Raw genomic sequence first — 24,480 nt, 5'->3', positions numbered from 1 at the left:
CTTGAAGCATGAAGGACAACCTGCTGCGTTTCGCCGAGGCGCTGGAGAACGAGCTGCAGCACGAGCCGGTGATGGTGCGCAGTGGCAAGGTGTTCGAGGTCGTCGGCACCTTGATCCGCGCCAGCGGGCTGGACGCGATGGTGGGCGAGCTGTGCGAGCTGCGTGATGCCCGCGGGCGCGCCTTGCAACGTGCCGAAGTGGTCGGCTTCGGCCGCACCGGCGCCATCTTGTCGCCCTTCGGCACGCTGGCCGGCGTCAATGAATCGACCCGCGTGGTGGGCACGGGCCGCCAGCTCTCGGTCAAGGTGGGGCCGGAGTTGCTCGGGCGTGTCATCAGCGGCCTGGGCGATCCGATCGACGGCAAAGGGCCGCTGCGGTGCGATGCCGAACGCCCGGTGATCGCCGACCCGCCGGACCCGATGAGCCGGGCCATGGTCGAGCACCCGCTGCCGACCGGTGTCAAGATCATCGATGCCCTGATGACGCTCGGCGAAGGCCAGCGGATGGGCATTTTTGCGCCGGCTGGCGTCGGCAAGAGCACCTTGATGGGCATGCTGGCGCGCGGCGCACAGTGCGACGTCACGGTGATCGCCCTGATCGGCGAACGCGGCCGCGAGGTGCGCGAGTTCATCGAATTCATCCTCGGCGAGGAGGGCATGGCCCGCTCCGTCGTCGTCTGCGCCACCTCGGACCGGTCGTCGATCGAACGGGCCAAGGCCGCTCACGTGGCCACCGCGGTGGCCGAGCATTTCCGCGACCAGGGCCAGCGCGTCTTGCTGATGATGGATTCGCTGACGCGCTTTGCGCGTGCCCAGCGCGAGATCGGCCTGGCCGCAGGGGAGCCGCCGGCGCGCCGGGGCTTCCCGCCGTCGGTGTTCGCCGAGTTGCCGCGCTTGCTGGAACGCACCGGCATGGGCGCCCGGGGCTCGATCACCGCGCTGTACACCGTGCTGGCCGAAGACGAAAGCGGCGGCGACCCGATCGCCGAGGAAGTGCGAGGCATTCTCGACGGCCACATGATTTTGTCGCGCCGCATCGCCGCCAAGAACCAGTACCCCGCGATCGACGTGCTGGGCAGCCTGAGCCGGGTGATGACGCAGATCGTGCCGCGCGAACATGTGGCCGCGGCCGGCGAACTGCGCAACCTGATGGCCAAGTACGACGAGGTCGAGATGCTGCTGCAGGTGGGCGAGTTCAAGGCCGGCAACGACGCGGTGGCCGACAAGGCGGTGCAGCGCATCCAGTACATCCGCCAGTTCCTCAACCAGAAGACCACCGAGCTGCTGCCATTCGAGCAGATCGTCGGCGAGCTGGGCGCCTTGGTGCAGGCCTGACACCGCGTCGCCATGCCGCGGCAGCCCGGTGCTGCCCGCAGGCGCCCTAGCCGGCCCGTGGCCGGGAGACCCGCATGAGCAACACTGAAATCAAGGCCTTGCGCACCCTGGTGATGGTGCGCAAGCGCCAGGGCGAGCGTCTCGAGGAGGCGCTGAAGGCGCAGCGCCAGGCACTCGCCGACGCGGAGGCCGCGCGTGCACAGGCCGAGGAACACCGCGAGACCTGTGTCCAGCGCCACCAGGAGGCCGAACAGGACCGTCTGGCATTGACCAGCGGCGTCTTCACGCCGGCCGCGTTGCGGGCGCAAGACTTCAGAATTCAAGACCTCGCTTCGGCCATCGTGCAGGCGGCACAGGCCCTGCAGCAGCAAGATGCGCAGGTGAATCGGCAGCGCGAGCAAGTCGACGCGGTGCAAGCTGCGATCCGACGCAACAACCAGCGCATCGAAGGCTTCGAGAACCGCATCGCGGTCTTGCGCAGTCTGCGCGAGCAGGCGGCAGAAGAGCTGGCCGAGGAAGAAACCGAGGAAACCGCGGTCGCGAAACTCTGCATGCGGCGGCGAAATCGAGAACAGGCAGAGGCATGAGCGTGTGCGGTCGTCCGCAGGCGCTCAGCCCACAGTGCGAAGCACGGAGGTGACTGGATGATCGAGGGACTGGGCAGCTTCGAGGACTTCCGCCTGATGGCGGAGGCGGTGGAAGACCTGTTTCTCGGCGTCGCCCTTTCCAGCATCCGTCTGTTTGCCGCGTTCAACGTGCTGCCCGCGACCGGTCAGCGCTTTCTGCAAGGCCTCACGCGCGCCGGACTGGTGGTCATGATCGGGACCTACATCTCGTTCGGCGTGCCCGTCGAGGCGCTCGACGCCCTGACCCCGATCCAGTGGTTCGGACACGTGCTCAAGGAAGTCCTGATCGGTGTGCTGATGGGCATGGCCGCCTCGACCGTGTTCTGGACCGCCGAGTGCGTCGGCGCGCTGGTCGACACGCAAGTCGGCTACAACAACGTGCAGCTGACCAACCCGCTCAGCGGCGAGCAGAGCACGCCGGTCTCGGGCATGTTGTTGCAACTGGTGCTGACGGTGTTCTATGTGCTGGGCGGCATGCTGGTGTTCGTCGGCGCCCTGTTCGAATCGTTCAAGGTCTGGCCCTTGCTGTCACCCCTGCCCTCGTTGGGCGGGGTGTCCGACGTGCTGCTGGTCGGGCCGCTCGACACGCTGATGACCTCGGTGGTGAAGTTCGCCGCACCTTTGCTGCTGGTGCTGGTCCTGATCGACCTGGGCTTCGGCCTCGTCACCCGCGCCGCCGACAAGCTGGAGCCGACCAGCCTCAGCCAGCCGGTCAAGGGCGCCGTGACCATGCTGCTGCTCTCGCTGCTGTGCGGCGTGTTCATCACGCAGGTGCGCTCGGCCTTGCTGCCCACCCAATTGATCCAGCAATTGCAGGCGCTGCTGCCGACCTCTTGAGCTTTGCGTCACGTTGGCGCCTTGGCTACGCACCCTTAGCCCCTTCGTGCCCCTTCGTTTCCCCTTCGTATTACCCGGCCTCGTTGCGCATGCGCGACGCAGCGCGCCGCGCCCTCGATCAACACTGCGAAACAGGGGCGCGAAGGTTTCTCGAACACGAGAAACGCGGCTTCGTCGTTCTCGCACATGAGAACCGCGCCGTCCCCGTCTCGCAGATGTGCGGTAACGGGTCCTGCCTGACTCTTCATGAACATGCTCTCGACCCCGATTCCTAGCATTGACTCCATCAAACGGCCCTTGTGCCGGGATTCAATCCAGGAGAGATCGATGACCCTCTACGTGCTCACTGCCCTCGCCCGCACCCTCTCATCCGATGCCGTGCTGTCCACCCTCCTCGAAGGACAGATCCAGGACGCCACCGCGCGCACCCTGGCCCTGATCGAGGCACACGCCGAGACGCCCGCGTCGCAGGGCCTGTGCGAACTTCAGGTGCTCGCCGGTGACCTGATGCTGGCGCAAGGCCACGATGAAGAGGCCGAGGAGTGCTACCGCCAGGCCGTCAAGGCCGCGGCCTCCGCCCCCCGCGGCCAGGTGCGTGTCGTGTCCTGCCGCAACACCGGCTTCCTGAGCCTCTACCAGCACCGCTTCGGCACCGCTGCCGCCTGCTTCCGCCGTGTCATCGACGACGAGGCAGCCCTGACAGCCCAACGCACCGAAGCCCTTTGCGCACTGGCACTCGCCCACCACGGCATGGGCCAGACGCTGCAGGCCCTGGAGGCGCTCGACGAGGCCGCTGAGCAGGCGGCAGAGGCGGCCTCTTCCCACCTCGCGCTGCTGGTCGGCATGGTGCGTGTGGAGCTGCTGGTGCAGCAGGAGATCCGCGCCCACGGGTCGCTGCGCGACCATGTGTTCTGGCAGCTGCCGCCCACCTCTTCGCGCCAGCGCACCCAGATCGAACCGTTGACTGCGCTCAATGCCTGTTTGCTCACACACGGCAAGCACCCGCTCGTCGCCCAACGCCTGGGCCACCTTCGCTCATTGCTGATGGCCAGCTGCGGCGATGCCGCCGCGGTCAAGAGCCTCGAGCAGGACGTGGCCTGGCTGCGTCGCTCCGGCATCGTCACCGGCGAGCGGCAAAGCCGGATCGACACGGCCCTGGTCTGCATCGTCGTCCGCAATGCCGACATGGCGCGCGGCATGCTCGAACCGCTGTGCGGGCGTGGCCTGCGGGACGCCTCATCGCAGCGCTGGAACTTCGAGCTCTCCTACTGTCTCGCCAAGGTCTGCGAGCTGACCGGTCGTGTCGACGAGGCCATGCAGCACTACCAACGTTATGCCCTCGAGTCGGTGCAGTGCGTGCGGGTCGAGACGCCGGCGGAGCATGTGTCGTCGCACACCCCGACCTCGGCAGCAGCCACCGCCGTCAAGGACGATGTCGAGATGAGCCTGCCGGCCAAGTACCGGCGCGCCTATCGCTACCTGCTGGAGCATCTGGATTCCGCCGATCTGAGCATTCGCGAGATCGCCGAGCACGTCGGCGTCACCGAGCGGGCCTTGCAATCGGCCTTTCGTACCCATCTCGGCATGACCCCGATCGAAGTGCTGCGGCGCTGCCGCGTGGAGCGCATCCGGCGCGACCTGGTCAGCCCCGCAGCCCCCGGGGTGACGGTGATCGAAGCCGCGGCCCGCTGGGGCATCCGCAACCGGTCGACGCTGCTGTCGTCCTACCGCAAGTACTTCAAGGAAACGCCGGCCGAAACGCTGGCACGCAGCGCCGGCGCATGAAACACACTGCGCCCGCGGCACATGCCCGCCCAACTTTGACCCACCACGACCTTCGGCCCTTCGCCGTTCATCATGGAGCTGCGCATGAGTTCGCCGCTACGCATTCGTGACCGACTCGTCTGCGCGCTGCGAGGCGAGACCGGGAAACACCCTGCCGGTGCCCCACGTCGCCCCCTCGGCACGGCGGCACAACTGACGCTGGCCGCCGCCGCGCTGGCGGCCGGCGGTCACTGCTCGGCCGCCTTCCGTTGCACCGACGCGTGGGGCCGCCAGTATCTGGCGCCCTCCTCGCTCGCCTCGGAAGTGGCCGGCATCACCTGTCACCCTGTCGGCGACGGCGAGACCGACGCGGCCACACCACGCGAGGCGGCGTCCGACACCGCCTCCTTGTCACCGTCGGCCCAGCAGGTGCTGGCGGCGTTCGGTTTGCCCGCGCCCCGTCCAACCGCGGGTACGGGGCAGTTGCGGCTGATCGAGGAACGGCAGTCCGGCAGCAGGGCCGCGCTGGCACGGGCCACCGAGCCACCCGGCGTGACCGCCTACGCCACGATGCCCGGCACGCTGTCGAGCCTGATCGAAGGCACGGCGCGCGCCTACGGTCATGAAGCCGCCCTGCTCAAGGCCATCATCCATGTCGAATCGGCCTTCAACCCGAGGGCGGTGTCGCCCAAGGGGGCCATCGGGTTGATGCAGGTGATGCCGGCCACGGCCTTACGCATGGGTGTTCAGCAGCCGCAGCGGGCGCTGTTCGAGCCCGAGGCGAACCTGCAGGCCGGCGCCCGTTATCTGCGCTTGTTGATGAACATGTTCCCCGAACGGGCCGAGCTGGCCATTGCCGCATACAACGCCGGCGAAGGTGCGGTGTTGCGATACAAGCGGGAGATCCCTCCCTACCCCGAAACCCAGGCCTACGTGCGCAAGGTGCTCGCGCTCTACCGCGAGTACCGGGGCGGTTTCTGACGCGGCGCGGGCGGCCTTACCAGTCGACGGCGGCGTCGGCCGCTATCGACGGAAACTCGAGATGGAAATCGACGCCGCCGGAGGCCAGCGGGGCGCGGCACAGCCGGCCCCCCATCTCCTGGGCGATCTCTTCGCACAGGGTCACGCCGACGCCGGCTTCGGCCGCCGCGCCGGACGGCGCCTCGACCACCAGCTGCAGCCGCGTGGTGTCAGCGCCCGCGGTCAGGCAGACCGACACGGCATCGGTGCGGGCCACCTTGTCTGCCTCGATCAGGAGGATGCGGAGCAACACCGCCAGGCGCTGCACATCGACCCGCACCTGCGCCCTCAGGTCACCGCACACGACCAGCCGGCGCTCGGCGCCGCGGCGCCACAGGGCCACGCCTTGCCACGCCTCGCGCAGCGCCTCGTTGAGCTCGACCACCATCGACTGCGGCGCGGCACGATAGGAAAACATCTTGAGTTGCCGCGCGAGGCCCGAGGCCTCGTCGACACGTTGGATGACCCGCCCCAGCGTGGCCGTCAGCCGTGGCGAGTTGCGCTCATTGCCCACCTCGCGCGCGCAGGTCTCCAGCGCGTGGTGCACATCGGTGATCGGCCCCGCCAGCGCGTTGTAGATGTCGGCCATCAGCCGGCCCACCACCGCCAGGCGCTGCGTGTGCATCAGCGTCTCCTGCTGCTCGGCGCGGCGGCGTTCCACCTCTCGCTCGAGCGCGGCCATGCGGCCCCGCAGCTTGTTCTGCTCGGTCTCCATGCGGGAGCGGTCGCGACGGGCCTGACGCAGCCAGGTGAGGGCTTGCGCATACTGGCCCGCGGCGGCGTACACCGTGGTCAGCCGTTGCTCGGTCAGCGCGAGCTGGGAGCGATTGCTGCCGAGCCGCAACTTGCCGATGGCCCGTTGCAACCGCTTCACACCCTTGTCGGGCCGGCCGTTGTGAATGTGGTACTCGCCCAGCGTCAGCAGCGCATGTGCCAGGTGGTGCCGCGTGCTGCCGGAGCGCCGGATCAGCTTCAGGTAGCCGAGCGCGCCGCGGCGTGCCGACTCGAGCTCGCCGAGCTTGGCCTTGACCACGATCCAGGCGCTGATGGCGGCAAGGTCGGCGTTGTAATCGACCGCAGGCAGCACCGCCACCGCCCGCTCGCGCTCGGCGCCGGCCTGGGCCTCGTCCCCCTGCAACGACAGCTTCTCGGCGTGCGCGAGGCAGGCCGCGGCAAGATGGGTGCGGGCGAAGAACTCGTCGGCCGGCCGCCGCGGTGGCCGCTGGAACAGCTCGACCGCCTCGACCAGGCAGCGCATCGCCGCCTCCTGCTCCTCCATCAGCTCGAACACCACCGCCTGCTTGTGCAGCAACACGGCCTGGCTGCCGTGGTCGCCGACCGCACGGGCCTGCTGCAAGGCACGCCGCGCATGGTCCATCGCGGTGACCAGCTCGCCGGTTTCGATGCAGATGACACAGCAGATGTGCATCGCCTGGACCTCGAGCCGGATCTTGCCGGAGCGCCCGAGCAGTTTGCTCGCTTCGAGCGCCAGCCCGTAGCTTTCGGCGTAATCGAAGCTGGCGTAGCGGACGCGCGCCGCGGTGAGGCAGGCGGTGCCGAGCGCCACGTCCCCGGCGTGCTGGCTGCGCGCGACGTGCACGGCCTCGCGCGACCACGCCGCCGCCTGTGACAAATCCTTGCGCCGTAAGGCCGCTTCGGTCGCCTGGAGCAAGTCGGGCAATGCGCGATGGAGGTCTTGGGGCATGGTTCTGATTATGCGGGGTCCCCCTCGCCGTCGCGTCGCCGGCGCATCGCGGACGGGCACCCCGCGTCGCCTTCTCGCCCTCCGCTTCGCATTCCCGGCCACGCGCCGACACCTTGCGCCCTAGTCTTGCCACAGTCCGGCCGGGCCCGTGTTGCCTGGCCGTCCCAGCCTCCTGCAGCGCCCTCCCAACGCCATGTCCGAGAAGACCGAAGAACCAACCGACCAGAAACTGCGCAAGGCGCGCGAGGAAGGCCAGGTCGCCAAGAGCCAGGACCTGGCCATTGCGGGATCGATGCTGGCCGTCGTGGTGACGCTGTTCGCACTGGCGGAATCCGCGACGGACCGGATACGCCGGGTGGTGCGCACCGGGTTGGACTTCGGCAACGGCGACCTGCCGATGATCGAGATCTACAAGCGCATGGGCGCGATGGCGCTGGAGGCCCTGATCGTCATCGGCCCGATTTCCATCGTGGCGGCCCTGGGCGCGGCGATCGGGCTGCTCAGCCACGTCGGTGTGCTGGTGGCGATGAAGGCGGTGTCGCCGAAGTTCGAGAACCTCGACCCGGCCGCCGGCGTGAAGCGCATCTTCTCGATGAAGTCGCTGATCACCTTCTTGCAGATGGTGTTCAAGGCCCTCGTGCTGGGCATCGTGCTGTGGCAGGTCATCGTCGGGCTGTTGCCCATGATCGCCGGGGCCGCCTATCAGTCGACGAACAGCATCGCCACCATCGCGTGGGGCGCGGTCAGCAAGGTGCTCACCATCGCGCTGGGCCTGTTCATCGTGCTGGGCCCCTTTGACTACGGCATCCAGAAATGGCAGTTCATCAAGGGGCAGCGCATGTCGAAGGACGACATCAAGCGCGAATTCAAGGAGCAGGAAGGCGACCCGCATGTGAAGGGCCAGCGCAAGCAGCTCGCCCACGAGATCGCCAACTCCAGCCCGCGCGACAACGTCGCTTCTGCGAACGCGGTGCTGGTGAACCCGACGCACTACGCGGTGGCGGTGCGATACCGGCCCGACGAGGTGGGCCTGCCGATCGTGGTGGCCAAGGGGGTGGACGAAGAAGCACTGCGCATCCGCCGCTACGCCGAAGAGGCCGGCGTGCCCATCTTTGCGAACCCGCCGCTGGCACGCGCTCTGCACAAGGTGCCGCTGGCCAGCAGCGTGCCCGAAGAGCTGTTCGAGCCGGTGGCGGCCGTGCTGCGGTGGGTCGACGAGGTCGGCCGTCGTGCCGCCGATCACCAGCAGGCCTGATGAAGGGAGAGGTGAAATGAAAAATCTGAAGTCTTGGTTCGGGGGCGACCTCGGCATGGTGGCGATGATCGTCGCCATCTTGTCGCTCATGGTGTTCCCGCTGCCGACCTGGCTGATCGACATCGTGCTGGGCATCAACATCGCCATCAGCGTCGTGCTGTTGATGGTGACGATGTACATCCCGAGCGCGGTCTCGCTGACCGTGTTCCCGGCGCTGCTGCTGTTCACGACCCTGTTGCGGCTGTCGCTGAACATCGCCTCGACCAAACTGATCCTGCTGTACGCCGACGCCGGTCACATCATCGAGGCCTTCGGCAACCTCGTGGTGGGCGGCAACCTGGTGGTCGGCATCGTGGTCTTCCTGATCATCACGGTGGTGCAGTTCATCGTGATCGCCAAGGGGTCCGAGCGGGTGGCCGAGGTCGGCGCCCGCTTCACGCTCGACGCGATGCCAGGCAAGCAGATGAGCATCGACGCCGACTTGCGGGCCGGGCACCTGACCGGCGAGGAGGCGCGCCACAAGCGCGGGCTGCTCGCCATGGAGAGCCAGTTGCACGGCGGCATGGATGGCGCGATGAAGTTCGTCAAGGGCGACGCCATCGCGGCGCTGGTGATCACGGTCATCAACATCCTGGCGGGCATCGCGATCGGCGTCATGTTCCACGGCATGCCGGCGGCGGAGGCGGCCAATCGCTTCTCGATCCTGTCGATCGGTGACGCGATGGTGTCGCAGATCCCGTCGCTGCTGATCTCGGTGGCGGCCGGCGTGATGATCACGCGGGTCGGTGACGAGGAAGCCAAGCCGAGGTCGCTGGGTGAAGAGGTCGTCGGGCAGCTCGGGGCCAGCCCGCGCGCCCTGTATCTCGCCGCGGCCTTGCTGTGTGGCTTCGCCGCGGTGCCGGGCTTTCCGTGGTTCGTGTTCCTGGCGCTGGCCGGCGCTCTGGTGGTGGTGGCCCGCAAGCTGTCGAAGGGCAAGGAGGGTGGTGGCGCGCGTGCCCCGATGAAGAGCCTGAAGCGCGAGGGGGCCAAGGGCGACGGCCCCGGCATCGAAGACAAGGCCACGCCGTTCAGCTGTCCGGTGGCCGTCACGCTGTCGCCACGGCTAGGCATCGAGCTGCGCCCGGAACGGCTGAACGCGGCCTTCGAACGGGAGCGGATCTCGCTGCAGGAAGAGTTGGGCCTGCCGTTCCCGGGCATCCGCATGTGGACCCGCGCGTCGCACCAAGAGAACGTCTACGAGCTGCTGCTGCACGACGTGCCCAGCGGCCGAGGCGAAGTGAAGCCCGGCAAGCGTATGGTGCTCGGCGCGCCGCCCGAGCTGGTGGCGCGGTGCGAAGCCGGCGGCCCAGCCGGTGGTGATGCCGAAACGCTGTGGATCGCGCCCGCCGACGCGGCCGGCCAGGCCCAGCTGATGCTGCTGGATCACGAAGAGGTGATCGCCCGCCATGCGATCCGGGCACTGCACGAACAGGCCCACCAGTTCCTGGGCATCCAGGAGGTTCAGTGGGTGCTGGAACGCGTCGGCGCCGACTACCCCGGCCTGGTCGCCGAGGTGCAGAAGGTGCTGCCGCTGCAACGTATTTCGGAAGTGCTGCGGCGCCTGCTCGAGGAGCAGCTGCCGATCCGCAACATGCGCGCCATCCTCGAAAGCCTGATCGTCTGGGGCCCGAAGGAGAAGGACGTGCTGATGCTGACCGAGTACGTGCGGGGCGACCTGGGCCGCTACCTGAGCCACCGTGCGACCGGCGGTGCCGGCGCGCTCCAGGCGGTGCTGCTGGACCCGCAGGTCGAAAAAATGATCCGCGAAGCGATCCGGCCCACCCCCGCCGGCAACTACCTGGCCCTCCCGCCCGACCACATGGCCGCCATCGCCCAGGGCATCCGTGCCGTCTCGGGCGCAGATCCCCGCAGCGGGCTGGCCGTCGTCACGTCGATGGACATCCGGCGCTACGTGCGCCGTATCGTCGAGTCGGAGCTGCGCTGGTTGTCGGTCTATTCCTTCCAGGAGCTGGGCGCGCAGGTGCGGCTGGAGCCGCTCGGGCGGGTGAGCTTGTAAGACCCAGGCCATCGGACGGGAGGTGAACCTTGACCCACTCGCGCGTGCCGATCAAGTCGCACAAGCTCCAGGTGCCGCAGGACGCTGGTGCCGCCCGCCCGCCGCCGGCAGGGCACGACAAGCGACTGACCTTTGCCGACCTGCTGCGTCAACGCCGCAGCACCGCGAGCCCACCGCTGCCGCCGGCATCGGGGTCGCTTGAGGCGGCCGGCGAGGCGAGCGCCGGAGCGTCGCTCGACGAAGACCGGCCCGGGCTCGACGCGCTGACCGACTCCGACGGCAGCGGCTCGGACAGCTCCGACGACCACGGAAGACCCGACGAACAGGAGCTGTCTGCGGAGCTGGCCCTGCAGGAGCTCGCGCCCGTCGAGTCGTCGTCGGCGGCGGACCGCGCGGCCTCCGGCGAGGTGGGGGCGGCCACCGCGGTGCAGTGGAGCCGTGCAGACGAACGCCGTGTCGCCTATGTCGTCGACACCGTGGCGCGCTTTTGCAACGACCGCGCCGTCGCCAACAGCGACGGCTGGCAGGTCAGCATGAAGCTGCGGCCGGACGTGCTGCCCGAGACGGTGCTGCATCTGGGGCTTTCGCCGCACTGGTTGCTGCTTCGCTTCGACATCCACGACGAGCAGGCCCTGGCCCTAGTCTTCTCACATCGCGAGCAACTGGTCGAGCGGCTCGAAGCCGCACTCGACCGGCGCCGCGACATCTCAATCACCTTCAGCTGACGCCCCACACGCACCACCATGCATCCCGGCAGCCCACTCGCCATCAAGTCGCTCGAAGCCTGCTTGCCGACGGTCACCCCGACGGCTGCGCGCGCCGCACGGCTGCTACACGACGCTCGCCTGGCGCCCTGGTGGCGCGAGCTGGGCGCCGCAGCACCCCCCATGGCTTGCCGCGCAGCGCCCACCGGACCGCAGTACCGGCTGCGCATCGCGTCCGACGCGGGGCCGGTCGAACTCCGGCTCGCCTCGCGTCATTTGGCCGGTCTGGCGGTCGCCGGTGCGGCCGACCTGTCCGAGCCGCTGCGCGCGCTCGCCGCCGAAGCCCTGATCGGCCCGCTGCTGCAAACGCTGGCCGCGTGGGGCCTGGGGGCGACGCGGCCGGTCGCCTTGCACGCCGTGGAGCCCACCTCCGCCCCGGATGCGGCGGGGGTGTGGAGCGTCGTGCGCGGCGCCCAGGGCACCGAGCTGTGGCTGGCATTCGAGACGCTGCCGCGCCCGCTGGCCGAGCGGGTGGGCGAGCTGGCCCGTCGCACGCCGACACGTTGCGAGACGCTGAGACGCCGGTTGGCGATGCCGGCGGCCGCCGTGCTGGGAGAACGACCTGCGTCGGTCGCGCTGCTGCGCAGCCTGTCGCCAGGCGATGTGTTGCTGTTGCCCGAGCCCGGCGCCGGCCTTCCGGGCGCTCCCTGCTGGCTGCGCTGGAGGACCGGGACGGCCCAGCAGCTCTACGCAAGCGCCCGCCTCGACACCGATTCACTGACGATCGAAGGAGAACCGAACATGGCCGACGAGCCGCACGCCCCCTACACCGACGCCATAGAGGACGAGGCCGGCCAACCGGCGGCCATGTCGGGCCCGCTGGATCAACTCGACATCCCGGTGCGCTTCGAAGTCGACACCGTGCCGGTCCCGCTGGCCGAACTGGAGGCCTTGCGCCCGGGTTATGTCGTCGAGCTGGCCGCATCGGTGACGGCGGCTCCGTTGCGGCTGACGGCGTACGGGCAACTCATCGCGCATGCCGAGATGGTGGCGGTCGGCGACCGCCTCGGTGCACGCATCACACGCATGGTGGTCCAGGATGAACCCGACAGCACAGCCCATTGAAGTCCTGCCGCTGATCGTCATCGCCTTCGCGGTGGGGCTGTTGCCCTTCACCGCGATGATGGTGACGTCCTATACCAAGATCGTCGTCGTGCTCGGCCTGTTGCGCAACGCGCTGGGCGTGCAACAGGTGCCGCCCAACATGGTGATCAACGGGCTGGCCCTGATCATCTCGGGCTACATCATGGCGCCGCTGGCAATGGACTCGTACGACCAGATGCTGAGGCAAGGCATCGGCAGCAGCGCCAGCCAGCAGGTCGGTCAGGTCTTCAACGTTGCGCGGGAGCCGGTGCGCAAGTTTCTCGACAAACATGCGCACGAGCGCGAGAAGGCGTTTTTCCTCAAGTCTGCCGGCGCCGTCTGGCCCGCCGAGCGCGCCAAGGAGCTGAAGAAGGACGACCTGATCGTGCTCGCCCCCGCCTTCACGCTGTCGGAGCTGACCGAGGCGTTCAAGATCGGCTTCCTGCTGTATATCGCCTTTGTCGTCGTCGACCTGATCATCGCGAACGTGCTGCTGGCACTCGGCCTGTCGCAGGTGAGTCCGACGCAGCTCTCCATCCCGTTCAAGCTGTTGCTGTTCGTGGTGCTGGATGGTTGGTCGACATTGATGCACGGGCTGGTGCTCACCTATCGCTGAGGACACGTACATCATGGACTACGAAAACGTCATCCAGCTGACCTCTCAGGCCATGCTGCTGTGTCTGTTGGTGTCCCTGCCGGTGGTTCTGGTGGCCGCCGGGGTCGGCCTGCTGGTGTCCTTCGTGCAGGCCATCACCTCGCTGCAGGACGCCACCATCGGCCAGGCCGCCAAGCTGATCGCGGTGACCGTCACCTTGCTGCTGGCCGCGCCCTGGGGCGCGGCGGCGGTGTTCGAGTTCGCCCAGAGTGTCTTCAAGACCGCTGTGGCCTGAGCACGGGTTCATGGCTGTACCACTGCACGCTGCACGCCCCTGCCCGACCAGGGGCTGTCGACCAGGAGCACCCGGATGAGCGCTCACAAAACCACCCACCTCCCCCCGCTGCCCCACGTCGCGTTGCGCCACCCCCACGACACGGGCGCCGCACACGCGACCGCCCAGCCTCAGGGCCAGCGCAACGAAGGCGGACACCGACTGGGCCAGTTCGGCAACGCAGTGTTCCGGCACGGTCGCCCCGCGCAACGCATGCCGCCGCAGAGCCAGCGCCGCCCCAGCCCGCGCAGCAAGAATGCCGGGCCGTCGCCAGACGCCAACCTTCCGGAAGCCGACGACCGCCCGGGCGGGAGCGGAGAGTCGCAAGCCGGCGGTGATGCGCCAACGTCGGTGTCGTCACGGGGTGGCAAGCAAGACCGCGACGAGCGCGGCGACGAGAACGGGCAGGCCCGCGAACGGCGTGCGACCCGCAACGCCGGCGCCAAGTCCCGCAACCGGCAGGGCGCGGCGGCCGAAGGCGGCCCCGATGCGGGGGCCGCTGCTGCCTTGCGCACGGGGCCGGGGCACACGCCGCGCCTGGCCACGCTGGCATCGTTCGTGACGCTCGCGCTGGCCGCCGTCGACGCTCGGCGTCACGGCGGTGCGTCAGGAGCTGCCCCCGGCATGCGCGGGCAGCTGCTGCGGGAGGTCGCGGCGCTGATGCTGGCGCGCGGCACCGTGGACCTGGGCAAGAACGGCCTCGGTGACGTGCGCGAGCGGCTGCTGAATGCGGTCGGCCCGGACCCGAAGCCCCTGGCCGCCGACGCCCATGCGGCCCGCTCGTTGTACCGGATCCTGCCGTTGATGCTGGTGCACCTGCAACGTCGACGTGTCGAGTCTGAACTCGACGCCATGCTGGCCCGCCTGCAGGTCCTGGCCGGGCACCGAGACTGACGTCCGGTGCCGCCACATCATCATCCCCATCATTCCCCACGTAGAAAGCTGCGGAGCGACCCATGGGAGCCGAACGTTACGCCGAACTCTTGCAAGAGCTGTGTCTCGTCACCGGTCTGGGTGATCCCGAGACCGTGCTGCAGACGCGCACACTGGAAGTCGAAGGTTTCACCGTGGTGCTGGACCACGTCGAGAACGATCCCGACGCGATGTACCTGCAGTTCGACTTCGGCACCGTGACCGCGGGGCGGACCCTGGTGGTGTTCCGCCTGATGCTCGAGTCCAACCTGCTGGTGTACGCGCAAGACCAGGCCCAGCTGGGCCTGAACCCGGACACCGGCAACGTGCTGCTGATCGTGCGCGTGCCGCTGTCCTACGAGATCGACGGCAGCTGGTTGGCCGAACTGCTGGTGCACTACACCGAACACGGCCGCTATTGGCGCGACCACCTGCTCAAGTCATCCGACGAAATGTTCGAAGGCCTCGGAGCGGGCCAGTACATGTGGATCAGGGGGTGAGCGGCGGCGCGGCCGGTGCGACGCCGCATCGTCGTGCACCTCGTTGTGCACCATCTGCTACGCCTGACGGAATGCCGAACTGATAAGGTTGCGTACGCGCGACCGCGCCGGTCCGCGCGGCCTCCGGCCTCCGCACCGCCTGCCCGTACCCGACACCGTCATGGCCGAACAGCACGAGCCCTATCTGTTTCTGGAAGACCGTCCCACCCTCTGGCCGCACACGCCGGCAGAGCGGACGTTGCCGGCCGACATCGAGCGACGGCTGCAGCAATCGCACGAAAGCGTGTTCGCCGACCGCGACCGCGCGTCGTCGCTGGTGGAAGAAGCGGTGCTGCTCGCCCGTGCCGGCGGTGACCCGAGTGTGCTCGCCCGCACGCTCTACCGCGGCGCGAGTGTGATGCACCATCTGCGCCGACCCGACCGTGCCTATGTGCTGTGCCTGGAGGCGCAGCCGATGCTGGAACGGCTGGACGACCGGTGGCGCGCCACCAAGGTGTTGATGCTGCGCGGCCGCTGCTGTCTGGCGGTGAACGAGCATGAGCGCGCCCGCACGCTGCTGACCGAGGCGGCGCTGCGTTTCGAGTCGATGGACAACCGCACCGAACTGGCGCGCTCCTACAACCTGCTGGCCCTGGCCCACTGCCTGGCCGGCGAACTGGAGCAGGCGGTGCGCTCGGCCGAGCGCGCAGTGGTGACGCTGCCCAGTTCCGAGAACCCGTTGCTGGAGATCCGCCTGCGCCACAACCAGGCCTTTTTCCACTATCAGCTCGGCCGGCAGCAGGCGGACCTCGGCAACCCGGCAGCCGCCCGCGAGGAATACGCCCGCGCCGCCGCGGCCCTGCCCGACATACACACATTCGACGTCGGTCGCTGGGACCCGGCCGGCGCCGACGTGCTGGGCACCATTGCGAGCGTCGCGATGATCAACGGCGACGCTCGCACCACCCGGCTCGCACTCGCCAAGCTGGCCACCTGGGCCCGCCGTTGGGACAGCCCGATGGAGCGCGGGCTGGCGTGGCTGCGCTTCGCCGAGTTTCGCGACCGCCTGGGCCGGCAGGGCTCGTCGATCGCCTGTGCACGGCGCGCGGTGGCCTACCTCACCGGGGTGCCGATGGAGTCCAATCTGCCGGCGGCGCTGCGCTTGCTGGCCGACCTCCTCGAACAGGTGGGCGACCTGCAGGGCGCCTACGAGGCCTATCGGGAGGCGACACGGGTCGAGTCGGAACAGCAGCGCGAGGCCATCTCGCTGCGCGCGGCCTTGCTGTCGCTCGACCTCGAAGCCGAGCAGGAATTGCGGCGCTCCGAGCAGACCTTGGCCTATGCGCAGCGGCTCTCCAACGTCGGCCATCTCGTCGCCGGCGTGAACCACGAATTGAACCAGCCGATGGCCTCGATCCGCTTGCTGGCGGAAATGACGATCGAGCTGATCGAGCGCGGCGAACACGAAGAAGTGCGCCGCAGCATCGAGTCGATGCTCAAGCTCAGCACCCATTTGCGTGACCTGACCTTCAAGCTGGCCGCCTTTCCAGTGCCGTCGGCCTGCCATCCGGAGCCGGTCGACCTGGCCAGCGCCGTCTCGGAGGCCATGGGCAACCTGCGCTCGCGGCTGACGCAAACGCCGTGCGAGATCGTCGTCGAGCTGCCGCCGCTGTCGGTGCGGGCCCAGGAGGGTCGTCTGGTGCGCGTGATCGCCAACCTGCTCAACAATGCACTCGACGTGCTGGAGGGCCGCGCGCACCGGCGCATCTCGGTGTCCTGCACCGCCAGCGACACCGACGTGACCTTGACGGTCGTCGACAGCGGCCCAGGCCTCTCGGAGCCCGTGCTGGAGCGCTTGTTCCAGCCCTTTTTCTCGACCAAGACCGCCGGGCGCGGCCTGGGCCTCGGCCTGGCGCTGTCCCGCGACGCGGTGCGCGAGATGGGGGGTGAGCTGACGGCCCGCAACGCGCCGCACGGAGGGGCGGTGTTCGAGATCCGCCTGCCGCGGCATCACGCTGGCGCCAAAGGCCCCGGCGCGACCGGCTGACGGCGCCCTGCCTCGCTCGCACCAGCGTCGCGATGTTCTCATTTTTGCAAATGCGGTCGCAGGGCCCGGCGCAAGTTTGAGAAGATGCCGCCGGTCGGCGCCGACGGCTCCCACGCCAAGGCGCCAGGGATTTGCCAAGCCGGCGAGGGCTGCCAGGCGGTCGGGCGGGTGTGAAATGCGTTCCGAGGGAGGCCTCCCCTCGTCTGGCCCGCAGCTTGCAGTAGGTGCAGGGCCCTTGTCCATCGCAGCCGGCCGGCCAGGAGCCGCGGCCCGATCGATGGCAGCAAAACAATCAACAGGACGGATGAATGCTCGCATCTTCATCATCATCTTCTTCGTCGTCGTCGTCATCGTCATCTCAGCCGGCACCCCACGAGCCGAGCGGCAAGCGTGTGGTGGTCGTCGAGGACGACGAGGCGTTCCGTGCCGGCGTGGAGCGCTCGCTGCAGATGGCGGGCTACGACGTGGCGAGCTTCGAAGACGCCGAGTCGGCGACCCGGTATCTGTCGGGTAACGTCGCCGCGATGGTGTTGACCGACCTGCGCCTGCCCCGCTCCGACGGGTTGTCGGTGCTCGAGATCGCCCGGCAGAAGGACCGGGAAATGCCGGTGGTGCTGATGACCGGCCATGGCGACATTCCCACCGCCATCCAGGCGATCCGCGCCGGCGCCTACGACTTTCTCGAAAAACCGTTCAGCCGCGAAAGGCTGCTGGCCGTGGTCGCGCGCGCCTCCGACCAGTACCGCCTGGTGCTGGAGAACCGCCAGTTGCGCAACCGCCTGGCCGAATCGGCGGGCATCGACAAGATCGTGATCGGCGACAGCGCGCCGATCCGCGAACTGCGTGACCTGATCCTGCGGCTGGCGCCGACACCCGCGGATGTGCTGATCAACGGTGAGACCGGCACGGGCAAGGAGTTGGTGGCGCGCTGCCTGCACGACTTCGGGCACCGCTCGGGAAACTTTGTCGCGGTCAATTGCGCTGCCATTCCCGAGAATTTGTTCGAAAGCGAGCTGTTTGGTCACGAGGCCGGCGCCTTCACCGGCGCCGGCAAACAGCGCATCGGCAAGATCGAACATGCGAAAAACGGCACCTTGTTCCTCGACGAGATCGAGGCCATGCCACTGTCGCTGCAAGCCAAGGTGCTGCGGGTGCTGCAGGAGCGCGAAGTCGAGCGCCTGGGCAACAACAAGCCGATCCCGGTCAACTTCCGCGTGGTGGCCGCGACCAAGGTGAGCCTGGAAGAACTGAGCCACAAAGGCCAGTTCCGTCCCGATTTGTTTTACCGGCTCAACGTGGTGTCGCTGCAGGTGCCGCCCTTGCGCGACCGCATCGGCGACATCCTGACCTTGTTCCAAGGTTTCCTACAGCAGGCCAGCCTGCGCTACCAGATGCCCGCGCCGCCGCTCACCCCGGAGCAGCACCAGGCCTTGTTGGCCTCACGTTGGCCGGGCAATGTGCGCGAGTTGAAGAGCTGTGCCGAACGTATGTTGCTGGGGTTACCCATCTTCGTCGACGGCAAGGCGTCCTCGGCTGCGGCCACACGGTCCTTCGACGAGTCGGTGGCGATAATCGAGCGCAGCTTGCTGGAGGAAGCGCTGCGCCGGCATGGCGGGTCGGTGAAGCCGGCCTGCGCGGAGCTGAAGCTGACCTTGGCGACGATGTACCGGAAGTTGAAGGCGTTGGGGGTGGATCCGGCGGCTTACAAGCAGTCGGGGGCGGAGGACGAGACGGCGTGAGGGAGGCTGGCGTCCGTCAGGGCCGGCGCCATCCGAACCAGATTGACGCCGCCACAGGCACTGCCAGGCTCATCCCCGCGATGGCATCGCCGAGACCGCCGTCGCTGAACAAGCCGGACACCAGCCCGACACCGGTCAACACCGCCAGAACGACGGGCCACCGCCAGATCGCCCATGACCAGGCGGAACGAGGTGGTGGTGTGCCGCTCATGAAATCGCCCTCGCCTCTTGCACCGCTGCACTGTCTTCGGTGACCGCTGCGGGTTGCCCCTTGCGCAACCACAGGTACAGGCCGCTGCCGAGCACGACGATCGAGACGATGTCCAGCAAGGCCCACAGGATTTGCATCGGCCGTCCGCCGTAGTCGCCGAAGTGCAAGGGCTGCGACAACTGCAGGGCGGCCAGGTACCAGGGCAGAGGCGGTGCCGCGGTGACCTCTGCGGTGCGGACATCGACCAGCACCGGTTGCAGCAAGCGAGAGGTGAGCGGCTGGTTGCCGCGCATGAAAAACGTGGTGTGGTGCGGGCTCGAGAACGCCGTGCCGGCAAACGCGATGAAAGACAAGTTCATGCCGGGTGCCTGTCGCGACGCTGCCTCCAGCGCCCGCTGCACCGGTGCTCGCTCGGCGTGGGGCACCACCGGCTGGCCTTGGTACGGTGCCAGCAAAGTGGTGAGCTGATCGTGCTGCCAGTACTTGATCAGCAGATCGGCCCAGGTGTTGATCATGCCGGTGGCGCCGACCACGAACAGCCACATCAGCGTGACGACGCCCAACACGTTGTGCAGGTCCAGCCACTTCAGCCGCGGCTGCCGTCCGCGCCGCACGGTGCCGAACTCGAGCTTGCGCATGAAGGGGCCGTAGAGCACCACGCCGCTGACGATGGCCACCAGCAGCAACAGGCCCATCAGCCCGAGGAACAGCTTGCCCGGCAGCCCGGCGAAGAGATCGACATGGAGCTTGAACATCACCCAGATGAAACCCTCGTCGAAGCGCGGCTGCGCCAGCACCTCGCCGGTGCGTGCGTCGACGGCCACCGAGCGGAAGTCGTCGGTGGGGTCGAGCGTGGGCGTCAGCGTGACGAACCACAAGTCGGTGCTGTCCTCGGGCTGGGAGGCGAACTGCACGACCCGGTCCGGGTGCTGCGCATGCGCCACCTCGAGCACCCGGTCCAAGCTGACCCTCTGCGTGCTGTTCGGCATGGGCGGCGCTTCGACTTCCGTGCCGAGCAAGTGCCCGATCTCGTGGTGGAAGATCAGCGGCAGCCCGGTGACACACAGCAGCAGCATGAACGCGGTGCAGACGATGCTGCTCCACTTGTGCACCCAGGACCAGCGTTTGAGGGTCGAGCTTTGCATGGTGTGGCTCAGAACTTGTAGCGAACGCTCGCCGTGACGGTGCGCGGCTCGCCATAGGTGATCTGGTCGAACGCGTCGGACAGCCCGTAGAACTTCTTGTCGAACAGGTTGCTGACGTTGACCTGTGCGGACCATTGCTTGCCGATGTCATAGCGCGCCATCAGGTCGACCAGTGCGTAGGCCTTTTGCTCGATGCGGGCGGGGGCGCCGGCCGGGTTCGTCGTCTCGGTCCAGGTGCGCGATTGCCAGTTGACACCACCGCCGACCGTCAACGCACTCCACTCGCCCGGCAGCCGGTAGGCGGTGAACAGGCGCAGCAGCTTGCGCGGATAGATGGTGTTCACATCCTCCCCGTCGGCGTCCTTGAGACGAAACTGCGTGTAGCCGGCGCTCACGCTCCAACCCGGCTGCAGTTCGCCCGAGATCTCGATCTCGAAGCCCTTGCTGGTGGCACCCTCCGATTCCTCGTAGGCTGCCTCCGGCGGTGCACTGCCGGGGACGTTCTCGTCCGTGGCCTGGCCGAGCTTGTCCTGCTTGATCTGGAATACCGAGAGCGCGGCGTTCAAACGGCCGCCGAGGAACTCGCCTTTGATCCCGGCCTCGGTGCTCTTGCCCAGGACCGGGTCGAGGTAGCGGCTGTGGATGTCGCGCAGCTGCTGCGGCTGGAAGATGTCGGTGTAGCTCGCGTAAGCGGTGTAGGTGTCGTTCAGGTCGTAGATCAGGCCGAGGTAGGGCGTGAACTCGCGGTCGACCTCCATTTGGAAGAGCGTGTTGCCGTTGGCGTCGAAGCCCGTCTTCTCATAGTTCGTGACGCGTGCGCCGAGGATGACACGCAGCGGATCGGCGAGGTTCAGCCGCACCACCCCATACACCGCCTGCTGCTCGGTGTGGTCCTTTTGGTAGAAGGTCCACGGGCTCCAGGCGGGCTCGGGGTAGGAGCCGTCCCAGGTGTTGAAGTTGCCGGCCAGGCCGAGGTCGGCGGTGCGGCTGTCGGCCCTGAAGCGGTTCTTGGAATAGGCATAGCCGAAGGCGGCCTCGTGCACCCGGCCGGCCAGTCGCCACGGACCGGTCGCGCTCAGGCCCACGTCGTCCTGCTCGCTCCGGGTGCCGTACCAGCCGGGCCAGGTGGCCAGGCCCAGTCCGGTGGTGCGGTCGGGGGCCCCATACATGTACAGCAGCGGGGTGTCGCTGCGGCGGTCGCCGTGGCTGACGCTGGCACGCGCCTTCCAACCGTTGTCGAATCGGTGCTCCAGCTCGGCGAACGCGTTCTCGTACTCGGAATCCCAGCGCGCCCAGCGGGCCGAGGTGGTCTTGGAACGCGGCCAGTCAGCTGTCGTGCCGTCGGCATACCAGTACGGCAGTCCGCCCCACATCGGGCTGTCGCTGTCGTTGTCCTGCCGGCTGATGCCGACCGAAAGCTGCGTCTGCGGTGTCAGATCGGCGGTGAGGGTCCCGTACAGCGTCTTGGTCTCGTCCTGCTTCAGATCGACCCAACTGTCGGCACGCTCGAACTCGCCGACCATCCGGGCGCGCACGGAGCCGCTCTCGTTGAGCGGGGCGGACAGGTCCACCATGCCGCGTCGCTGGTTTCGGCTGCCCACGCCCAGGTCGCCGGTGCCGGTGAAGGTCTTGCTCGTGGCGCGCTTGCGCACCAGGTTGACGGCGGCCGACGGATCGCCCGTGCCGCTGGTCAGGCCGGTGGCCCCGCGGACGATCTCGACGCGGTCGTAGAGCGCCAGGCTGCTCACGGCCTCTCCCGCGCTCCAGGTCGAGTCCCACGTGGTGGGCACGCCGTCGATCATCAAATTCGTGATCTTGAATCCACGCGAGATGAAGTCGACCCGGTTGGTTTCGAAGCGGTGCACCGAGACGCCCACGCCGTTGTCGATCACGTCGAGCACGCTGCGCAGCCCTTGATCTTCGATACGCTGCTGCGTCACCACCGACACGGACTGCGGCGTGTCGCGCAGCGACAAGCCCAGCGGTGTGGCGGTCCCGGCTTGCCCGGTGGTGTACGAGCGGGTCCCTTCGGTGGTGGCTTTCGGCGCCTGCGCCTTCACCGTGTAAGCCGGGAGGGCGGCGTCGGATGCTGCGCCGGCCTGGGCCCATGCGGGGCCTTGGACGGCCCACAGCACCGCGACGCTGATGGGCGTGAGTAGGTGAACACTCCTGTTGCAGACCCTGCTGTGCATTGTTTTTGACTCCTGTTGACTCGATTCGGTCGCCGCCGCGCAGGAGTTCAACCTCCACACATCACCGTCAGCGCTCACGACAAATGCAAAGAATAACGATTCTTATTACTGATGCACAAGTGAACCGTATGGCTGGCGTCTTCCCGGCGCCACGCCCGCTCCCGCGGGGCTAACCCCAAAGGGGCGAGCACAACGGCAGCACCCAAACAAGCGACCCGACCCTCTCTCACCGGGTTAACCCTCGCCCCGCCATCGCCCCTGTCCCCACCCCTCTCTCGAAACTGCAAATCCCCCTGCTCTCCGCTTCTCACCCCCGCTACGGATCAGCGTCCTCCTGCGCTCCCATCGCCCCCGCGCCAGCCCCCCTCCCCATACATATCAACCACTTGGCTGCGACCACAAGCACTGGCACAACCCTTGCGCTAACCGCTGCACTTGTCGGCGCCAACGTCTTGATCGAAGACGCCACGCCGCCCCCATTCGCAGACCTGCAGTAGCAGTCGCAACCCGTTGCACGCGGAGGCACCATGAACCCAGCAGCAGCCCTCGTCATCGAAGAAAAGCAATCCCATCTGATCGTCAGCACCGCGCTCGAATGCGCCGGTTATCACTGCACCGACTTCACCTCGACAGCCGCCTTGCTGCGCGGCCTCAAGCGCGACGATCACGCGGTGGTGGTGGTCGACATGGATCACCCGGCGGCGCAGGCCGGCGAGGTGCTCGACTGGCGCCGCAACTGGCTCAACCCAGGGGTCGTCGTGATCCTGCTGGGCAGCGGCACCGACGCCAGCAGTGGCGTCGCGCAAGCGCTCGACGCCGGCGCCGATGACTTCGTCGCAAAGCCGGTGCGCGGGCCGGAGCTGCTGGCGCGTTTGCAAGCCGCTCGGCGTCGCGCGGCGGCACGTCCGGAGGCCCAACCGCTGGGCCTCGCCGGGTGCCTGGTGGACCGCAACAGCTGCAGCCTGCAGTCATCGCGGGGCCGGGTCGAGTTGACGGCACGCGAGATGGCGGTGGCGCAGTTGTTGTTCGAAAGCGCCGGCGAAGTGGTGACGCGGCAGCGGCTGGCCCGGCACGTGTGGGGCTGCGACTGCGAACTGATCGGCCGTTCGATCGAACAACACATCTACCAGCTGCGCCGCAAGCTCAAGCGCTGCATCGGCGAAGCGGTCGCCTTGCGTGGTGTGTATGGCTGCGGCTATCGCCTCGACGCGGTGCCGACGACGACCTCCACCGGCGCCGGCCCGGCGAGTGCGCGCAACAACAGCGCGGTGCCCCCGTCGGCACCGCCCCCGCTGCCGAAGCGTGCCGCCCCGACCCTGCTCTCGCCAGCGGCAGCTGCCTCCGATTTGCTGTCGGCCTGACGCGCACCCTCGCCTCGTCCGACCCGAACACCTTCGTTCGTTCGATCGTCCGTTCGCTCGTTCGTCCGTCAGCCAGATCAAGGACTCGATCATGAAGCTCATCGTGAAATTCAATGCCGTGCTACTCGCCGCCAGCGTGCTCGGCCTGGCGGCGACCGCGGGCGTGACCCACCGCATGCTGGAAGACAAGGCGCGCGCCGAGACGCTGCACAACGCGCGGCTGATGCTGGAAGCGGCCCAGGGCATGCGCACCTACACCAGCGAGCGCATCCACAAGCTGCTGCAAACGCAAATGAAGTACACCTTCCTGCCGGAGTCGGTGCCCTCGTTCGCGGCCACCGAAGCCTTCAATGCGCTGCGCCGCACCATGCCCGAATACGGCTACAAGGAAGCGGCGCTCAACCCGACCAACCCACGCGACCGGGTGACGGACTGGGAAGCCGACATCGTTTCGCAGTTCCGCAACGACCCCAACCGCGGCGAGATCGTCGGCGAGCGCGAGACGGCCACCGGCCGCTCGCTCTACCTGGCGCGGCCGATCAAGATCGTCGATGCGAACTGCCTGACCTGCCACACCACGCCGGAGATGGCCCCCAAGACGATGGTCGATGCGTATGGCCCGGCCAACGGCTTCGGCTGGAAGCTCAACGAGACCATCGGTGCGCAGATCGTCTCGGTGCCCACCGCGATGCACGAGAAGCAGACGCGCGCCACGATGCTCGGCTTCATGGGGTCGATCGCACTCGTGTTCGCGCTGGTGTTCGTCACGCTCAACGTGATGCTGGGCGTGCTGGTGATCCGGCCGGTCACGCGGCTGTCGGCCAGCGCCGAGCGTGTCAGCCTCGGTGAAGAGAACGTGCCCAAGTTTCAATCGTCGACGCAGGACGAGATCGGCGGCCTGGCGCGCGCCATCACGCGCATGCGGGCCAGCCTGGAAAAGGCCATGGTGATGCTGGAAGGCGAGCCGGTCCCGTCGGCCGCGTCGGCCCGCGTCAGCACCTCTGCGCAGCACCGGTGAACC

At 68.0% G+C, this 24,480-nt stretch carries 20 protein-coding genes; 17 read left to right on the top strand and 3 right to left on the bottom strand.

The window, feature by feature from the left end; translation table 11 throughout:
- The first annotated feature begins 8 nt into the window (after positions 1 to 8).
- The 5 genes from sctN (at position 9) to AAW51_RS30630 (ending at position 5,542) form a co-directional block, all read left to right on the top strand.
- A complete protein-coding gene (sctN, locus tag AAW51_RS05650; protein WP_047193825.1) occupies positions 9 to 1,334 on the top strand; it encodes a type III secretion system ATPase SctN in 1,326 nt (441 codons plus the stop codon).
- A 74-nt stretch (positions 1,335 to 1,408) separates the two neighbouring features.
- Positions 1,409 to 1,921 (top strand): hypothetical protein, encoded by a 513-nt coding sequence (locus AAW51_RS05645; RefSeq protein ID WP_047193824.1) that lies wholly within the window; start codon positions 1,409 to 1,411, stop codon positions 1,919 to 1,921.
- A 57-nt stretch (positions 1,922 to 1,978) separates the two neighbouring features.
- Entirely contained in the window at positions 1,979 to 2,797 is an 819-nt protein-coding gene (gene sctT / locus AAW51_RS05640) for a type III secretion system export apparatus subunit SctT (protein ID WP_047193823.1), read from the top strand.
- A 327-nt stretch (positions 2,798 to 3,124) separates the two neighbouring features.
- Positions 3,125 to 4,582 (top strand): helix-turn-helix domain-containing protein, encoded by a 1,458-nt coding sequence (locus tag AAW51_RS05635; RefSeq protein ID WP_047193822.1) that lies wholly within the window; start codon positions 3,125 to 3,127, stop codon positions 4,580 to 4,582.
- Between the two features lie 84 nt (positions 4,583 to 4,666).
- The gene (locus AAW51_RS30630) at positions 4,667 to 5,542 is read left to right on the top strand and encodes a lytic transglycosylase domain-containing protein (protein ID WP_238947769.1); all 876 of its coding nucleotides are present in this window, start codon (positions 4,667 to 4,669) and stop codon (positions 5,540 to 5,542) included.
- 16 nt (positions 5,543 to 5,558) lie between these two features.
- Here the strand turns inward: AAW51_RS30630 and AAW51_RS05625 are convergent, their stop codons facing one another.
- Positions 5,559 to 7,286: a sensor histidine kinase gene (locus AAW51_RS05625; RefSeq protein ID WP_047193821.1), complete on the bottom strand. Its 1,728-nt coding sequence runs from the start codon at positions 7,284 to 7,286 to the stop codon at positions 5,559 to 5,561.
- A 193-nt stretch (positions 7,287 to 7,479) separates the two neighbouring features.
- Here AAW51_RS05625 and sctU point away from each other — a divergent pair, with 193 nt between their 5' ends.
- From sctU to AAW51_RS05575, 10 genes are all read left to right on the top strand, one after another.
- Complete coding sequence (gene sctU, locus AAW51_RS05620) at positions 7,480 to 8,541, top strand: type III secretion system export apparatus subunit SctU (RefSeq protein ID WP_047193820.1); 1,062 nt, start codon at positions 7,480 to 7,482, stop codon at positions 8,539 to 8,541.
- 16 nt (positions 8,542 to 8,557) lie between these two features.
- A complete protein-coding gene (sctV, locus tag AAW51_RS05615; RefSeq protein ID WP_047193819.1) occupies positions 8,558 to 10,597 on the top strand; it encodes a type III secretion system export apparatus subunit SctV in 2,040 nt (679 codons plus the stop codon).
- A gap of 29 nt (positions 10,598 to 10,626) precedes the next feature.
- On the top strand, positions 10,627 to 11,322 hold the full coding sequence (gene sctP, locus AAW51_RS05610; RefSeq protein WP_047193818.1) for a type III secretion system protein SctP: 696 nt from the start codon (positions 10,627 to 10,629) through the stop codon (positions 11,320 to 11,322).
- Positions 11,323 to 11,340: 18 nt separating this feature from the next.
- Positions 11,341 to 12,426 carry a type III secretion system cytoplasmic ring protein SctQ gene (gene sctQ, locus AAW51_RS05605; RefSeq protein WP_047193817.1) on the top strand — a complete coding sequence of 362 codons (1,086 nt, stop codon included), beginning with the start codon at positions 11,341 to 11,343 and terminating at the stop codon, positions 12,424 to 12,426.
- Positions 12,401 to 13,060 (top strand): type III secretion system export apparatus subunit SctR, encoded by a 660-nt coding sequence (sctR, locus tag AAW51_RS05600; protein WP_047193816.1) that lies wholly within the window; start codon positions 12,401 to 12,403, stop codon positions 13,058 to 13,060. Before sctQ ends, sctR begins: the two co-directional genes overlap by 26 nt.
- Before the next feature lie 13 nt (positions 13,061 to 13,073).
- On the top strand, positions 13,074 to 13,334 hold the full coding sequence (gene sctS / locus AAW51_RS05595; RefSeq protein WP_047193815.1) for a type III secretion system export apparatus subunit SctS: 261 nt from the start codon (positions 13,074 to 13,076) through the stop codon (positions 13,332 to 13,334).
- Between the two features lie 75 nt (positions 13,335 to 13,409).
- Positions 13,410 to 14,267, top strand: coding sequence for a hypothetical protein (locus AAW51_RS05590; protein ID WP_047193814.1), 858 nt, complete (start codon positions 13,410 to 13,412; stop codon positions 14,265 to 14,267).
- Between the two features lie 62 nt (positions 14,268 to 14,329).
- Positions 14,330 to 14,785 (top strand): CesT family type III secretion system chaperone, encoded by a 456-nt coding sequence (locus AAW51_RS05585; protein ID WP_047193813.1) that lies wholly within the window; start codon positions 14,330 to 14,332, stop codon positions 14,783 to 14,785.
- 160 nt (positions 14,786 to 14,945) lie between these two features.
- A complete protein-coding gene (locus tag AAW51_RS27870) occupies positions 14,946 to 16,811 on the top strand; it encodes an ATP-binding protein (RefSeq protein ID WP_053013359.1) in 1,866 nt (621 codons plus the stop codon).
- 308 nt (positions 16,812 to 17,119) lie between these two features.
- Complete coding sequence (locus AAW51_RS05575) at positions 17,120 to 18,550, top strand: sigma-54-dependent transcriptional regulator (protein ID WP_083438097.1); 1,431 nt, start codon at positions 17,120 to 17,122, stop codon at positions 18,548 to 18,550.
- A gap of 207 nt (positions 18,551 to 18,757) precedes the next feature.
- Here the strand turns inward: AAW51_RS05575 and AAW51_RS05570 are convergent, their stop codons facing one another.
- Together AAW51_RS05570 and fhuE are read right to left on the bottom strand one after the other, a co-directional pair.
- Positions 18,758 to 19,906: a PepSY-associated TM helix domain-containing protein gene (locus AAW51_RS05570; protein ID WP_047193811.1), complete on the bottom strand. Its 1,149-nt coding sequence runs from the start codon at positions 19,904 to 19,906 to the stop codon at positions 18,758 to 18,760.
- A gap of 8 nt (positions 19,907 to 19,914) precedes the next feature.
- Positions 19,915 to 22,098 carry a ferric-rhodotorulic acid/ferric-coprogen receptor FhuE gene (fhuE, locus tag AAW51_RS05565; RefSeq protein WP_047193810.1) on the bottom strand — a complete coding sequence of 728 codons (2,184 nt, stop codon included), beginning with the start codon at positions 22,096 to 22,098 and terminating at the stop codon, positions 19,915 to 19,917.
- Between the two features lie 527 nt (positions 22,099 to 22,625).
- Here fhuE and AAW51_RS05560 point away from each other — a divergent pair.
- Together AAW51_RS05560 and AAW51_RS05555 are read left to right on the top strand one after the other, a co-directional pair.
- A complete protein-coding gene (locus AAW51_RS05560; protein ID WP_047193809.1) occupies positions 22,626 to 23,459 on the top strand; it encodes a response regulator transcription factor in 834 nt (277 codons plus the stop codon).
- Positions 23,460 to 23,550: 91 nt separating this feature from the next.
- A complete protein-coding gene (locus AAW51_RS05555) occupies positions 23,551 to 24,477 on the top strand; it encodes a Tll0287-like domain-containing protein (RefSeq protein WP_047197452.1) in 927 nt (308 codons plus the stop codon).
- The last annotated feature ends 3 nt before the right edge of the window (positions 24,478 to 24,480 follow it).

This window comes from Caldimonas brevitalea, assembly GCF_001017435.1.
Classification (GTDB): Bacteria; Pseudomonadota; Gammaproteobacteria; order Burkholderiales; family Burkholderiaceae_C; genus Caldimonas; species Caldimonas brevitalea.
Note: the sequence above shows the minus strand (reverse complement) of the source record. Positions and strands in the feature narration are given on the sequence as shown.

Excerpts from the sequence above, each read along its gene's own strand:
- sctV (WP_047193819.1), top strand. The coding sequence starts at position 8,558 with ATGAAAAATCTGAAGTCTTGGTTCGGGGGCGACCTCGGCATGGTGGCG.
- sctN (WP_047193825.1), top strand. The coding sequence starts at position 9 with ATGAAGGACAACCTGCTGCGTTTCGCCGAGGCGCTGGAGAACGAGCTG.
- sctQ (WP_047193817.1), top strand. The coding sequence starts at position 11,341 with ATGCATCCCGGCAGCCCACTCGCCATCAAGTCGCTCGAAGCCTGCTTG.
- AAW51_RS05570 (WP_047193811.1), bottom strand. The coding sequence starts at position 19,906 with ATGCAAAGCTCGACCCTCAAACGCTGGTCCTGGGTGCACAAGTGGAGC.
- AAW51_RS05625 (WP_047193821.1), bottom strand. The coding sequence starts at position 7,286 with ATGCCCCAAGACCTCCATCGCGCATTGCCCGACTTGCTCCAGGCGACC.
- sctR (WP_047193816.1), top strand. The coding sequence starts at position 12,401 with ATGAACCCGACAGCACAGCCCATTGAAGTCCTGCCGCTGATCGTCATC.
- AAW51_RS05585 (WP_047193813.1), top strand. The coding sequence starts at position 14,330 with ATGGGAGCCGAACGTTACGCCGAACTCTTGCAAGAGCTGTGTCTCGTC.
- sctU (WP_047193820.1), top strand. The coding sequence starts at position 7,480 with ATGTCCGAGAAGACCGAAGAACCAACCGACCAGAAACTGCGCAAGGCG.
- AAW51_RS05575 (WP_083438097.1), top strand. The coding sequence starts at position 17,120 with ATGCTCGCATCTTCATCATCATCTTCTTCGTCGTCGTCGTCATCGTCA.
- AAW51_RS05555 (WP_047197452.1), top strand. The coding sequence starts at position 23,551 with ATGAAGCTCATCGTGAAATTCAATGCCGTGCTACTCGCCGCCAGCGTG.
- AAW51_RS05590 (WP_047193814.1), top strand. The coding sequence starts at position 13,410 with ATGAGCGCTCACAAAACCACCCACCTCCCCCCGCTGCCCCACGTCGCG.
- AAW51_RS27870 (WP_053013359.1), top strand. The coding sequence starts at position 14,946 with ATGGCCGAACAGCACGAGCCCTATCTGTTTCTGGAAGACCGTCCCACC.
- AAW51_RS05645 (WP_047193824.1), top strand. The coding sequence starts at position 1,409 with ATGAGCAACACTGAAATCAAGGCCTTGCGCACCCTGGTGATGGTGCGC.
- AAW51_RS05560 (WP_047193809.1), top strand. The coding sequence starts at position 22,626 with ATGAACCCAGCAGCAGCCCTCGTCATCGAAGAAAAGCAATCCCATCTG.
- sctS (WP_047193815.1), top strand. The coding sequence starts at position 13,074 with ATGGACTACGAAAACGTCATCCAGCTGACCTCTCAGGCCATGCTGCTG.
- AAW51_RS30630 (WP_238947769.1), top strand. The coding sequence starts at position 4,667 with ATGAGTTCGCCGCTACGCATTCGTGACCGACTCGTCTGCGCGCTGCGA.
- AAW51_RS05635 (WP_047193822.1), top strand. The coding sequence starts at position 3,125 with ATGACCCTCTACGTGCTCACTGCCCTCGCCCGCACCCTCTCATCCGAT.
- fhuE (WP_047193810.1), bottom strand. The coding sequence starts at position 22,098 with ATGCACAGCAGGGTCTGCAACAGGAGTGTTCACCTACTCACGCCCATC.
- sctT (WP_047193823.1), top strand. The coding sequence starts at position 1,979 with ATGATCGAGGGACTGGGCAGCTTCGAGGACTTCCGCCTGATGGCGGAG.